At 74.8% G+C, this 12,717-nt stretch carries 11 protein-coding genes; 6 read left to right on the top strand and 5 right to left on the bottom strand.

Features of this window, described 5'->3' with window-relative positions:
* Positions 1-53 precede the first annotated feature (53 nt).
* The gene (gene glnA / locus SJY06_RS12660) at positions 54-1,478 is read right to left on the bottom strand and encodes a type I glutamate--ammonia ligase (RefSeq protein WP_380167892.1); all 1,425 of its coding nucleotides are present in this window, start codon (positions 1,476-1,478) and stop codon (positions 54-56) included.
* A gap of 209 nt (positions 1,479-1,687) precedes the next feature.
* Between glnA and SJY06_RS12665 the strand changes: the two genes are divergently transcribed.
* A complete protein-coding gene (locus SJY06_RS12665) occupies positions 1,688-2,143 on the top strand; it encodes an RDD family protein (protein ID WP_380167893.1) in 456 nt (151 codons plus the stop codon).
* Between the two features lie 19 nt (positions 2,144-2,162).
* On the opposite strand, the gene SJY06_RS12670 is transcribed toward SJY06_RS12665, so the two are convergent.
* Positions 2,163-2,885, bottom strand: a complete 723-nt coding sequence (locus SJY06_RS12670) for a DUF4191 domain-containing protein (RefSeq protein WP_380167894.1) — start codon at positions 2,883-2,885, stop codon at positions 2,163-2,165.
* A 40-nt stretch (positions 2,886-2,925) separates the two neighbouring features.
* On the opposite strand from SJY06_RS12670, the gene SJY06_RS12675 reads away from it, so the two are divergent.
* Positions 2,926-3,393, top strand: coding sequence for a helix-turn-helix domain-containing protein (locus SJY06_RS12675; protein WP_380167895.1), 468 nt, complete (start codon positions 2,926-2,928; stop codon positions 3,391-3,393).
* Complete coding sequence (locus tag SJY06_RS12680; protein ID WP_380167896.1) at positions 3,390-4,481, top strand: protein kinase; 1,092 nt, start codon at positions 3,390-3,392, stop codon at positions 4,479-4,481. The genes SJY06_RS12675 and SJY06_RS12680 overlap by 4 nt, the downstream gene beginning before the upstream one ends.
* Positions 4,482-4,532: 51 nt before the next feature.
* Here SJY06_RS12680 and SJY06_RS12685 read toward each other — a convergent pair whose 3' ends face one another.
* From SJY06_RS12685 to lipA, 3 genes are all read right to left on the bottom strand, one after another.
* A complete protein-coding gene (locus SJY06_RS12685) occupies positions 4,533-6,494 on the bottom strand; it encodes a VWA domain-containing protein (protein ID WP_380167897.1) in 1,962 nt (653 codons plus the stop codon).
* Positions 6,495-6,596: 102 nt separating this feature from the next.
* Positions 6,597-8,585 (bottom strand): VWA domain-containing protein, encoded by a 1,989-nt coding sequence (locus tag SJY06_RS12690; protein WP_380167898.1) that lies wholly within the window; start codon positions 8,583-8,585, stop codon positions 6,597-6,599.
* Between the two features lie 96 nt (positions 8,586-8,681).
* The gene (gene lipA / locus SJY06_RS12695; RefSeq protein ID WP_380167899.1) at positions 8,682-9,614 is read right to left on the bottom strand and encodes a lipoyl synthase; all 933 of its coding nucleotides are present in this window, start codon (positions 9,612-9,614) and stop codon (positions 8,682-8,684) included.
* An 88-nt stretch (positions 9,615-9,702) separates the two neighbouring features.
* On the opposite strand from lipA, the gene SJY06_RS12700 reads away from it, so the two are divergent.
* The 3 genes from SJY06_RS12700 to SJY06_RS12710 all read left to right on the top strand — a co-directional run bounded on the left by SJY06_RS12700 (position 9,703) and on the right by SJY06_RS12710 (position 12,678).
* Positions 9,703-10,635, top strand: coding sequence for an LLM class F420-dependent oxidoreductase (locus tag SJY06_RS12700; protein WP_380167900.1), 933 nt, complete (start codon positions 9,703-9,705; stop codon positions 10,633-10,635).
* Positions 10,632-11,639, top strand: a complete 1,008-nt coding sequence (locus SJY06_RS12705) for a nucleoside hydrolase (RefSeq protein ID WP_380167901.1) — start codon at positions 10,632-10,634, stop codon at positions 11,637-11,639. Before SJY06_RS12700 ends, SJY06_RS12705 begins: the two co-directional genes overlap by 4 nt.
* Positions 11,640-11,754: 115 nt before the next feature.
* The gene (locus SJY06_RS12710; protein WP_380167902.1) at positions 11,755-12,678 is read left to right on the top strand and encodes an alpha/beta fold hydrolase; all 924 of its coding nucleotides are present in this window, start codon (positions 11,755-11,757) and stop codon (positions 12,676-12,678) included.
* The last annotated feature ends 39 nt before the right edge of the window (positions 12,679-12,717 follow it).

Raw genomic sequence — 12,717 nt, forward strand, 5'->3', positions numbered from 1 at the left:
GGACTGCAGGTGGGTGCAGCGCCTATAACCCCAGGTCAGACGGGGTGCAAGGATCAGATGTCGTAGTACAGCTCGAACTCGTGCGGGTGGGGCCGGCTCTGGATCGGCAGGACCTCGTTCTGCGTCTTCCAGTCGATCCACGTCTCGATGAGGTCGGGGGTGAACACGTCGCCCTCGGTCAGGAAGTCGTGGTCGGCCTCGAGGGCCTTGAGGACCTCGGGCAGCGTGGTCGGGACCTGCTGGATGTTGGCGTGCTCCTCCGGCGGGAGCTCGTACAGGTCCTTGTCGACCGGTGCCGGCGGCTCGATCCGGTTCTGGATGCCGTCGAGCCCGGCCATGAGCATCGCCGAGAAGGCCAGGTACGGGTTGCTCGAGGGGTCCGGCGCGCGGAACTCGATGCGCTTGGCCTTGGGCGAGGTGCCCGTGATGGGGATGCGGATGGCGGCGGAGCGGTTGCGGGCGGAGTACACCAGGTTGACCGGCGCCTCGAAGCCCGGCACCAGCCGGTGGTAGCTGTTGACGGTCGGGTTGGTGAACGCCAGCACCGCCGGGGCGTGGGCGAGCAGGCCGCCGATGTACCAGCGGGCCATGTCCGACAGGCCGCCGTAGCCGGCCTCGTCGTAGAACAGCGGCTCGCCGTCCTTCCACAGCGACTGGTGGGCGTGCATGCCCGAGCCGTTGTCGCCGAAGACGGGCTTCGGCATGAAGGTCGCGGTCTTGCCGTTCTTCCACGCGGTGTTCTTGACGACGTACTTGAACTTCATCAGGTCGTCGCCGGCGTGCAGCAGCGTGTTGAACTTGTAGTTGATCTCGGCCTGGCCGGCGGCGCCCACCTCGTGGTGCGCGCGCTCCATCTCCAACCCGACGGCCTGCAGCGTCTTGACCATCTCGTCACGCAGGTCGGCCTGGTGGTCGGTGGGGGAGACGGGGAAGTAGCCGCTCTTGTAGCGGGTCTTGTACCCCCGGTTGCCGCCCTCCTCCTGGCGCGCGGTGTTCCACTGCGCCTCGATGGAGTCGATCTCGTAGTAGCCGGTGTTGGGCTTGGTCTCGAAGCGCACGTCGTCGAAGACGTAGAACTCCGCCTCGGGGCCGAAGAACGCCGTGTCGGCGATGCCGGTGCCCTTGAGGTACAGCTCGGCCTTGGCGGCGACCTGGCGCGGGTCGCGGCTGTACGGCTCGGAGGTGAACGGGTCCACGATCGAGTGCGTGATGACCAGCGTCTTGGCCACGCGGTACGGGTCGATGTACGCGGTGGCCGGGTCCGGGATGAGCTTCATGTCGGACTCGTGGATGGCCTGGAAGCCGCGGATCGAGGAGCCGTCGAACATCTGCCCGTCCTCGAAGGCGGACATGTCGAACGCGGCCGCCGGCAGCGTGAAGTGCTGCATGACGCCGGGGAGGTCGATGAAGCGGACGTCGACGAACTCCACGCCCTCGTCGGCGATGTACTTCAGTACCTCTTCCGGGGAGCTGAACATCGGTTCTCCTGTCGCTCGGGGTGCTGGGCTCTTCACGCTGCCGCAGGGGCGGACGTGCGGTCGGTACCGCACGGTACGGAGCGGTGCGTCCGACGGCACGCTAGGCCGTGGCCGTGTCGGGTCGGTGTCTCGATTGTTTCGCCCATGTGACGACGCGGGCCGTCAGGTGACAGGAAGATGTCCGGCGGGGTGGCACGTACGCTCTGTGCGTGAGCGACGACAGCGGGAGGCCGGCCCTCGGCGGCTGGATGTACGGCCCCGGCGGGCCCCGGGAGCCCACCCAGGACTTCCCCGGCCAGCGGCTGGGACGCCCGCAGCACGGCCCCGGCTCCGTGGCCCCCATGATGCGCCGCGTGCTCGCGCTGGTCGTCGACTGGCTGCTGGCCGTCCTGGTGGGCGGCACGCTGCTGACCGGGCTGTCGTCGTTCGGCCCCCTGGTCGTCTTCGGCGTGGTGCAGGTGCTGCTGGTCGGCACGATCGGGTTCTCGGTCGGTCACCGGGTCATCGGCCTGGCCGTCACCCGCCTGGACAGCGGCCCGTTGGGGCCGCTGGGCGCGCTGGTCCGCACGGCGCTGCTGCTGCTGGTGATCCCCGCGCTGGTGATGGACGAGGACGGGCGCGGCCTGCACGACCGCGCCGCCGGCAGCGTGGTCGTCCGCCGCTGACGGATCCGCCGCTGACGGATCAGCGCCCGCGCATGGCCTTGCGGTCGGCCCGCGCCCGGAACGGGTCGATGCCCTTGGGCACCGGTGCGCGCAGGCCGCCCAGGGCCTGCATGCGCTTGACCACCGCGCTCACCTCGGCGCCGGTCAGGCTGCGGGGCAGGCGCATCATGCGGCGCGACACCTTGCGCAGCGGCGTCTGGTCCGGGCCGTTGCCCACGTAGAGCAGGTGCACCGGCACCCCGGAGGCCACCCGCGAGTGGCGCTTCTTCTCGTTCTCGCCCAGGCGCAGCGCGCGGGGCAGCGGGCCCTCGACCAGCAGCACGATGCCGGGCTTGCCGACGGCGCGGAACACCAGGTCGCCGCTGCGCGGGTCGGCCGCGACGGGCTCCTCCGACGTGGTCCAGCCGCGGCGCAGCTGCTGCATGACGATGGCGGTGCTGCCCTGGCGGCCGTCGACCTGGGCGAACAGGGCCCGGTCGGCCCGCCGGGTCAGGATGGCCAGGCCCACCAGCAGCGCCGCCATGAGCGTGGTGACGACACCCAGGATGCGGCTGAACACGCCGTCGGTCAGCAGGAACGTCAGCGCGAGCCCGACGGCCAGCACGAGCAGCGCGGAGCCGAACACCCACAGCGGGGCGGGCTTGTCGTACTGCGCGGTCAGCTTGTAGACCTGCGCGAACTGCTTGAGCCTGCCCTGCTTCTTGGGTGCGTCTGCTGCCGGTGCGGTGTCTTTGCGGGCCATGGGCACGAGGATACGGGGGCGGCCAACTACGGTTGCGCGCGTGGAGACCGACGTCGCGCGCACCCTGCAGCAGCAGCGGGACTGGTACGGGGCGCCGCTGGGCGAGGTGTTCGAGGGCCTGTGCGGGTCCCTCGGCGTGTCGCAGGCCGCGCTGGCCCGGCTGCTGGGGCTGTCCCCGGCCATGGTGTCGCAGCTGCGCAACGGGCAGCGCGCCAAGATCGCCAACCCGGCCGCCGCGCACCGGCTGTCCCGGCTGATCGACCTGGTCGCCCAGGTCGACGCGGGGGCCACGACCCCGCAGGAGGCCCTGGCCCAGGCCGAGGTCTCGCGCGAGGACACGACGGCGTTCGGCCGCCTCGACGAGCCCGCCGCCGCGGACCAGGACGCCGCGGCCCGCGCCCTGCGCGCCGCCGCCCCCGCCGACGTGCTGGTGCGCCTGGCCGAGACCGCCGACCCCGACGCTCCCGACCTGGCCCGGCTGCTGCGTCACGCCGCCCGCGACGCGTGAGCGGGTCCCACCCCGACCTGCCGGCCGGGACGTCGCTGCTGGCCGGCCGGTACGCGTTCGTCGACGTGCTGGGCAGCGGCGGCATGGGTGCGGTGTGGCGGGTCTGGGACGTCCGCGAGAGCCGCTACCGCGCCGCCAAGCTGCTGCGCCAGCAGCGGGCGGACCTGCTGCTGCGTTTCGTGGCCGAGCAGGGCACCCGGATCGAGCACCCGCACGTGCTGGCCCCGGAGTCGTGGGCCGCGGAGGACGACCGCGTCGTGTTCGCCATGCAGCTGGTGGACGGTGGCTCCGTGGCCGACCTGCTCGGCGACCACGGCGCCCTGCCGCTCGCGGTCACGGTCGAGCTCGTCGACCAGCTGCTGCAGGGGCTCGTCGCCGTCCACGACGCCGGCGTGGTCCACCGCGACGTCAAGCCCGCGAACCTGCTGCTGCGCGCCACCGGGCGCGGCCGGCCGCACCTGCTGCTGTCGGACTTCGGCATCGCCGTGCGCGAGGACCTGCCGCGGCTCACGTCCCGGGACGACCGGTTGCTCACGCTGGGGTACTCGGCGCCGGAGCTGGACCGGGGGGCGGACCCGCACACCAGCGCGGACGTGTGGTCCGCCGGTGTGGTCGCCCTGGAGCTGGCCACCGGGGTGCGGCCCGCGACCACCGCGGGCTCGTCGCCGACGCCCCCCGCCGGGGTGCTGCCGGCCGGTCTGCGGGACGTGGTCCTGGCCATGACCTCGGCGGCGCCCGAGGCGCGCCCCGGCGCCGCGGAGGCCCTGGACCGCTGGCGGGCGGCCACGTCCGCGCTCACCCTGCCGGCCCCCGTGGACGCCGGCGGGGAGCCGTTCGAGGTCTTGGCCCAGCTGCCGCCGCTGCCCGCGGCTTGGGGGACGGACGGCCCGGCGCCGGCGGGTCCGGTCGGGGGAGAAGGGGTGGCGCCCACCGAGGACATCCCCGGTGCCGGTCCGGCCGCGACGTCTACGGGCGTCGTGGCGGACCCGCCGTCGGGACCGCCGGCCTGGTGGCGACCGGCGGTCCTGAGCGTCGCCGCTGCGCTCGGGATGGTGCTGGTCGCCATCGCGGCCCTCGCCTGGGCCTGACCGGCCCGGCTTGACCGGCCCTGCCGCCCGGGGCGGCGTCGGCGGCGGCGGTCAGCCCTCGCCCGTCGGTCGCCGTCGCGTGGACACGACGCCGAAGGCCATCAGGCCCACCAGGACGATCAGCAGCAGGGCGGCCACGCCCACCAGCACGGGCAGCAGGGCACCCAGCCCGCTGTCGGCGGACGCGGCGGCCGCCTCCAGCTGGGCCGGCTCGCTGGGGTCGACGGCCGTCGGCTCGGCGGCGGGCGACGCCGACGCGGGTGTCGACGCCTGGGTCGACGACGACGGCTCGTCGACCTCGGAGGTCGTCGCGTAGTCCGGCCCCGCGGTCTCCTCTCCCAGCAGGTCGACGGTCAGCTGCACCGGTATCGTCCCGGCGAGCTCGTCGCTGCTGGTGCTGTCCCGCTGGACCGTCAGCTGCACGTAGTAGGTGCCCGGACGGGCCACGTGTCGCTGCTCGGGGTACACGGTCTCCCCGCGGTTGGTCCAGGCCACCGGGTGCGTCGTGCTCCACAGGGACCCGCCGTTCCGGTCGACGAACTCCAGCGGGCTGGAGCTGTCGCCGAAGGGAGCGACGCTCTTGCGGACCGGGTTGTAGACGGCGAGGTTCGTGATGGTCTGCCGGCCCAGGAGCTGGTCCAGCTCGGAGCCGTCGGCGGACTCCGGGAAGTCCGCCCGGACCGCGAGCTGCTGTCCCCAACCGACCTCGATCGCGTAGTAGGACGTCTCACCCTTGCGCAGCCCGTCCTCGTAGGCGCCGGGGGTCAGCAGGGGGGCGGTCGCGAAGTCACCGCTGCCCTGGACGGTGCCGCTGGGCTCGACGGGCTCCAGCGCCGGGTACACCTCGTCCCGGTCGGCCACGGGTGTCACCTCGGCGGGCGCGCCCCTGACGGCGTCCTCGGTCTGGATGAGCAGCTCCAGGGGGTGGTCGTCTCCCTCGCTGCCGGCAGACCTCCAGTCCACCTCGAGCAGGACGGTGCCCACCCCGTCGCAGCCGGCGTCGAGCCCGCCCCCCACCTCGTCGGACGGGCCGTGGAGCAGGGCACCGGTGAGCGGGGTGGGACCCACGGCTGTTCCTCCCTGCTCGAGGAAGCACCGGTCGCCCGTGAGGGGGTCGTAGGTCGCCATGATCAGGAAGCCGCTGACCCCTCCCCGCTCGGCGCCCGGGGCTCGGACGATGGTGGCCCCCACGTGGAGGCTCTGGCCGGGCGGGAGGTCGACGAGGTAGTGGTTGGTGCCGCTGACGGGGATGGTGTCCAGGTACTGCCCGGGGCCGACGGTCGGAGCCCCCTCGCTCGTGGGCGTGCCCTCGACGGGTTCGCCCGTGGTGACGTAGCCGCGGAACGAGCGCCGGGCGCTGGTGTCGAGGGCGGTGGTGAGCTCGGCGGCGTCGGTGGCGTCGACGTAGGTGCCGTTGCCGGCGTCGGCGATGCACTGCAGGACGTCGCGGGCGGCGTCGTCGACGAGGAGGCCGATGACGTCGATGCGGAGGTCGATGCCTTGGTCGGCGAGCTGGGCGGCGACGGGGCAGGGGTCGGGGTCGCAGGTGGGTTCGCCGTCGGAGACGAGGACGACGGACTGGGGGCCGGTGCCGGTGAAGTCGGTGGCGGCGGCGAGCAGGGCGGTGCCGATGGGGGTGTCGCCGCGGGGGGTGAGGTCGTCGACCTGGGTGGTGAGGGCGTCGCGGTCGACGGGTCCGACGGGTACGCGCAGGGTGGTGTCCTCGCAGGAGCCGGGGGCTTGGGAGTCGACGCCGTCGCCGTAGGTGCGTAGTCCGATGCGGGTGGTGTCGGGGGTGCTGGTGGCGAGGTCGGTGACGGCCTGCTTGGCGGCGTCCATGCGGGTCTGGCCGTTGCCGGCATCGGTCTCGGCCATGGAGCCGGAGGAGTCGAGCACCACCACCAGCTCCGGGGCCTCCGACGTGGCGGGTGAGGCGGCGGCGGTGACGGTCGAGGCGATGGTCAGCGCGACCGCAGCAGCGAGTGCGGTCGAGGTGGCGAAGAACCGAGACATGGTGTCCCCCTGGGTCGGACGGGCGTCGGAACGGTCATGAGGGCCGGGCGGCACGCGCCCCGGCGGCGCGGCGCGGCGCGTCCGGGCCGGGAGCGGCGCGGACTACGGGGAGGCCTGGGCCCGGCCCCGGCGTGTGGAGCGGGCGCCGTAGACGAACAGGGCGACCAGCGCGGCGGTGAGCAGCACGGCGATGACGACCAGCGTGACGACGAGCGGGCCGGTGTCCTGCGAGGCCGGGGCCGCGTCGTCGAGGGCGACGGGCGGTGACGCAGGCTCCGACGTCGGCGCGCTCGTCCCGGCCGGTGCGGGGTCGTCGGGCTCCGCCGTCGCGCTCGGCGCGGGGGCGGCCGCGGCCTGGTAGGCCGGTGCGTCCACGACCTCGCCCGTCACCCCGACGCTGAGCACGAAGGGGATGGCGACCCCGACCTCGTCCGGGTCCTGCGCCTCGGAGCGGCCCAGCGTGAAGGCGACGTAGTGCTCCCCGGCCAGCGAGGCCGCCGCGATCCTGTCGTCCACGGCCTCCGTGCGGTTGGCGAACAGCACCGGGACGGTGCCGGCGCCGACGTCGGAGGGCAGGCCGGGGACCACGAACGAGGTCGCGCTGGCCCCGGCGTCCGGGCGTGCGCCGATCACGGCGGCGCGCGCCGGGCCGAACAGCTCCATGCTCAGCCACGGGCCCCTGACGGAGTCGCCCAGGGCCTCGCCCTCCGCCGAGTCGCGGTCGATGGCCGCGATGTCCGCCCGCGCGCTGAGCTGCTGGCCCCAGCCGACGTCGACCTTGTAGAACAGCGTCTCGCCGGGGCGGATCGTGTCCTCGTACCCGCCGGGCCGTACCGGCTTGGCGGTCACGAACGACGCGCCGCCCTCGACCGGGCCGACGACCTCGCCCGCGGGCTCGGCGCTGACCGCGTCGGTGTCCTCGGCCACGGCCGTCCCGGGGTCGGCCCCCGGCGCCAGCGGGTCCTCGACCAGGACGAGCAGCTCCATCTCGGTGGGCGGGTCGCCCTCGGTGCCGGTCCACTCCACGGCCAGGACCACCGGCCCGCCGGCGTCGCAGGCCACGTCCCGCTCGCCGATGGCCTGGCCCACGTACGGGCCGTGCCGCAGGGCCGCGGTGACCGGTCCCTCGACGCCGCTCGTGCCCCCGGTGGAGAAGGCGTCGCTGCAGCGGGCCTCGCCGGCCGTGGTCTGCAGCTCCAGCTGCCCCCGCCCGGCCCGGATGTCGGCGCCGTCCCCGTCTCGCACCGCGGTGGCGGCCAGGTGGGCGGTGGCGCCGGCCGGGACGTCGACGACGTAGTGGCGGGTCTCGTCGGGCGCGAACGCGTCGCGGTACAGGCCGGGCTCCAGCTGAGGGGCGCCGGCCGGGGTGGCCGAGCCCTCGACCGGGGCGCCCTCCGCCTCGTACACGCGCGACGAGCGCTCGGCGGCGGTGTCGAGGGCGGTGGTGAGCTCGGCGGCGTCGGTGGCGTCGACGTAGGTGCCGTTGCCGGCGTCGGCGATGCACTGCAGGACGTCGCGGGCGGTGTCGTCGACGAGGAGGCCGATGACGTCGATGCGCAGGTCGATGCCTTGGTCGGCGAGCTGGGCGGCGACGGGGCAGGGGTCGGGGTCGCAGGTGGGTTCGCCGTCGGAGACGAGGACGACGGACTGGGGGCCGGTGCCGGTGAAGTCGGTGGCGGCGGCGAGCAGGGCGGTGCCGATGGGGGTGTCGCCGCGGGGGGTGAGGTCGTCGACCTGGGTGGTGAGGGCGTCGCGGTCGACGGGTCCGACGGGTACGCGCAGGGTGGTGTCCTCGCAGGAGCCGGGGGCTTGGGAGTCGACGCCGTCGCCGTAGGTGCGTAGTCCGATGCGGGTGGTGTCGGGGGTGCTGGTGGCGAGGTCGGTGACGGCCTGCTTGGCGGCGTCCATGCGGGTCTGGCCGTTGCCGGCGTCGGTCTCGGCCATGGAGCCGGAGGAGTCGAGCACGACCACCAGCTCCGGCGTCTCCGACGTCGCGGGGGCCGTGGCGGCCGCGGCCGGCGCCGCGAGCCCGGCGGCCAGCACGGCCAGGGCGAGGACGGGCACGAGGCCGGTCGGACGGGTTCGGGTCATCAGGTCCCCCACGTGTTTACGGATGCGAACGTTCGCTACTGTAAACACGTCCCGACCCGCCGCGCAAGCGGTTCGCGCGACCGGCCCCCGTACGTCTCAGCGGGCGGCCGAGCGAGCCGCCAGGGCCTCCCGGTACAACCGGCCCGCCCGGTAGCTGGAGCGCACCAGCGGACCGGACATGACCCCGGCGAAGCCGATCTCCTGGGCCTCGGCCTCGAGCTCGACGAACTCCTCGGGCTTCACCCAGCGCTCGACCGGGTGGTGACGGGGGGTGGGGCGCAGGTACTGGGTGATCGTGATCAGGTCGGTGCCCGCCTCGTGCAGGTCGACCAGGGCCTGGTGGACCTCCTCGCGGGTCTCGCCCATGCCCAGGATGAGGTTGGACTTGGTGACCAGGCCGGCGTCACGGCCCTGGGTGATGACGTCCAGCGAGCGCTCGTAGGTGAACGCGGGGCGGATGGCCTTGAAGATGCGGGGGACCGTCTCGACGTTGTGCGCGAAGACCTCGGGCGCGGCGTCGAACACCTGCTGCAGCAGCTCGGGCACGCCGTTGAAGTCGGGCACGAGGATCTCGACCCCGGTGCCGGGGTTCAGGTCGTGGATCTGCCGGATGGTCTCGGCGTACAGCCAGGCGCCCCCGTCGGGCTGGTCGTCCCGGGCGACGCCGGTGACGGTGGCGTAGCGCAGGCCCATCTTCTGCACGCTCTCGGCGACCCGGCGCGGCTCGTCGCGGTCCAGCGGCTCCGGCTTGCCCGTGTCGATCTGGCAGAAGTCGCAGCGCCGGGTGCACTGCCCGCCGCCGATGAGGAACGTGGCCTCCTTGTCCTCCCAGCACTCGAAGATGTTGGGGCAGCCCGCCTCCTGGCACACGGTGTGCAGTCCCTCGGACTTCACCAGCTTCTGCAGGGCCGTGTACTCCGGGCCCGTGCGCACCCTCGTCTTGATCCACGAGGGCTTCTTCTCGATCGGGACCGAGGCGTTGCGGGCCTCGATACGCAGCATCCGGCGGCCGTCAGGAGCGAGAGTCACGCGGACCACGGTACGCCCGGTGACCTGCGGGCACCGCACGGGTGGCTCGGCCTGCCGGGCACGGTGCCCGGGCCTAGGGTCGAGGCCCATGGAGCTCCGCGTCTTCACCGAACCGCAGCAGGGGGCGAGCTACGACGACCTGCTCGCCGTGGCCCGGACGGCGGAGGAGTGCGGATACGGCGCGTTCTTCCGCTCCGACCACTACATGCTGATGGGCGACGGCGGCGGCCTGCCGGGGCCCACGGACGCCTGGGTCACCCTGGCCGGCCTGGCCCGGGAGACCGCCACGATCCGGCTCGGCACGCTGGTCACCGCCGCGACGTTCCGCCACCCGGGCCCGCTGGCCATCGCCGTGGCCACGGTGGACGCGATGTCGGGCGGGCGGGTCGAGCTGGGGCTCGGGTCGGGCTGGTTCGAGCAGGAGCACCGGGCCTACGGCATCCCGTTCCCGGAGCTGGGGGAGCGCTTCGACCGCTACGAGGAGCAGCTGGCGATCGTCACGGGCCTGTGGTCCACGCCGGTCGGCGCCCGGTTCGGCTTCGAGGGCCGGCACCACACGCTGGTGGACTCCCCGGCCCTGCCCAAGCCCGTGCAGGACCACGTGCCCGTCCTCGTCGGGGGCACGGGGCGGCGACGCACGCCGCGCCTGGCTGCCACGTACGCCGACGAGTTCAACGTGCCGTTCGCCTCGACGCCGGACGCGGCCGCGCAGTTCGGCCGGGTCCGCGACGCCTGCGAGGCGGCGGACCGCGACCCCGCGAGCATGGTCTTCTCCGCGGCGCTGGCCACCTGCGTCGGCGCCGACGAGGCCGAGGTGTCGCGGCGCGCGGCGGCCATCGGCCGCGCCCCCGACGAGCTGCGCGAGAACGGTCTGGCGGGCACCCCCGCCGAGGTGCTGGACACCCTCGGCCGGTGGGCCGAGGCCGGGTGCGAGCGCGTCTACCTGCAGGTCATGGACCTGCACGACCTGGACCACCTGCGCCTGGTGGCCGACGAGGTCATGCCCCACCTGCCGTCGTGACGGCGGTCGGGCCCGGGCAGCCGGTCGTGCTGGACGTCGACACCGGCGTCGACGACGCGCTGGCCCTGCTGTACGCCCTGGCCTGCGACCGGCTCGACCTGCGGGCCGTGACCTGCGTCGGCGGCAACGCGCCGCTGCCGGAGGTGCTGGCCAACACCCTCGCCGTCATGACGGTCGGTGGCGGGGGCGACGTCCCCGTCCTGGCCGGTCACGCCCACCCGGCCACCGGCCCGCGCGCGGCCGCGGAGGCGTGGCACGGGGCCGACGGGTTGATGGGCTGCCGACCGGACCCGGCCGAGCCGCCCGGCCGCCCCGCGGGTGGGCCCCCGGCGGCGCCCTCGGACGCGCCCGCCGTCGCCCGGGCGTCGACCGAGCACGCCGTCGCCGGGCTGGCCGCGCTGCTGCGATCGGGCCAGGAGCCCGTCACGCTGGTCCCGCTGGGGCCGCACACCAACGTGGCCGACCTGCTGCTGCGCCACCCCGACGAGGCGGCCCGCCTGCGGGCGGTGCACTTCATGGGGGGCAGCGGGGTCGGCGGCAACGTCACCGCGGCGGCGGAGTTCAACGTCCACCACGACCCGGAGGCCACGGCCGTCGTGCTCGCGGCGCCCGTCCCCGTGAGCATGTACGGCCTGGACGTCTTCGAGCAGGTCCGCCTGCCGCGGGCCGACGTCGAGCGGCTGCGGGCCAGCGTCCGGCCCGCCCTGGCCCTGGCCGGTCGGCTGTGCGCGGCCTCCGCCGCCCGCAGCGGCACCGACGACGCCGGGCTGGGGGACGCCGGGGCCGTGGCGGCCCTCGTCCGGCCCGACCTGGTGGGGGCCGTCCGGCGTCCGGTGGCGGTCCAGGTGGGGGAGGGCCCGGGCCGCGGGGCGACCGTCGTCGACCGCCGGCCCCGGACCGGTGACGACCCGGACGGTGCCCACCTGGTCGACGTCGTCGAGACCGTGGACGGGCCCGCCCTCGCCCGGCACTGGCTCGACACCCTGCTCGCCGCGTACGGCTGAGCGGGGGGCCGGGCGCGCCGGCGCCGCCGCTGGGGCACACTCGGGCCCTGCCCGGCGGTCGACGCCGGGCCTGCTCCGGCGGTCCCTGCCGGTCGAGGAGCCCAGGAGGACGTCGATGAGGTCGTCCCGGCTGCGACGGCGCCTGCGTCCGCTGCTGCCGCTGGCCGCCGCCGGACTGGTGCTGTCCGCCCTGGCCACGACGCTGTGGTGGTTGGTGACTCGGCGCCGGCCCGTGGGCGCCGACGTCGTGGGGGCGATGTGGCACCGCGAGGCGTCGCCGGCCAACGACGCCGAGCCGGAGGCCGTGGTCGCGGCCGAGGCGGACCCGGGGCGGGAGGCACCGCACGAGCCGGTGCCGGTGGTCCTGCTCCACGGCCTGGGCATGTCCAGCCGGTCGATGTCCGCCCTGCTGCGGGCCCTGGGTCGGCACACCCGCGCCCTGGCCCCCGACCTGCCGGGCTACGGCCTGAGCCCCCAGCCCCGCGCGGGCATGCTCGGGATCGACGAGCTGGCCCGGGCCGTGCTGGCCTGGATGGACGAGGTCGAGCTCGACGAGGTCCTGCTGGTCGGCCACTCCCTGGGCGGTCAGGTGGCCGGCGAGGTGGCCCTGCGGGCGCCGCACCGGGTGCGCCGCCTGGTGGTGGTCGCGCCCACGGGTGACCCCGCGCGGCGCAGCGTCGGTCGGCTGGCGCTGCACCTGCTGCAGGACGCCCGGCTCGAGCCGCCGTCCCTGCTGCTGCTGGCCGTGGGTGACTACCTGCGGGCGGGCCCGGGGCAGATGGTGACCCTGATGGGCCGGGCCATCCGACGCGCCGTCGAGCGGCTCGACGTGACGGTGGAGGTCCCCCTGCTGGTCGTCCGCGGGGAGCGCGACCCGGTGGTGCGGCAGGAGTGGTGCGAGAGCGTGGTGGCCGGCACCGCGGGGTCGCGCCTGGTCGTCGTCCCCCGCGCCGCCCACGGGGTCGCCTTCAGCGCCCCGCCGGAGCTGGTCCGGGTGCTGCTGGACGAGCTGCGCCGTGCGGGTCCGACCGGTCGGTGACCGCAGCGGGCGGAGCCGGCGACCGGGGGACGGAACCTG

The sequence above is a fragment of the Jannaschia sp. R86511 genome (assembly GCF_042466345.1).
Taxonomy (GTDB): domain Bacteria; phylum Actinomycetota; class Actinomycetes; order Actinomycetales; family JBBAYJ01; genus Aquipuribacter.

What these genes read in the sequence shown, in the direction of transcription:
- SJY06_RS12670 (WP_380167894.1), bottom strand. Translation starts at nt 2,885, where the DNA reads ATGGCCCGCAAAGACACCGCACCGGCAGCAGACGCACCCAAGAAGCAG.
- SJY06_RS12685 (WP_380167897.1), bottom strand. Translation starts at nt 6,494, where the DNA reads ATGTCTCGGTTCTTCGCCACCTCGACCGCACTCGCTGCTGCGGTCGCG.
- SJY06_RS12710 (WP_380167902.1), top strand. Translation starts at nt 11,755, where the DNA reads ATGAGGTCGTCCCGGCTGCGACGGCGCCTGCGTCCGCTGCTGCCGCTG.
- SJY06_RS12690 (WP_380167898.1), bottom strand. Translation starts at nt 8,585, where the DNA reads ATGACCCGAACCCGTCCGACCGGCCTCGTGCCCGTCCTCGCCCTGGCC.
- glnA (WP_380167892.1), bottom strand. Translation starts at nt 1,478, where the DNA reads ATGTTCAGCTCCCCGGAAGAGGTACTGAAGTACATCGCCGACGAGGGC.
- SJY06_RS12700 (WP_380167900.1), top strand. Translation starts at nt 9,703, where the DNA reads ATGGAGCTCCGCGTCTTCACCGAACCGCAGCAGGGGGCGAGCTACGAC.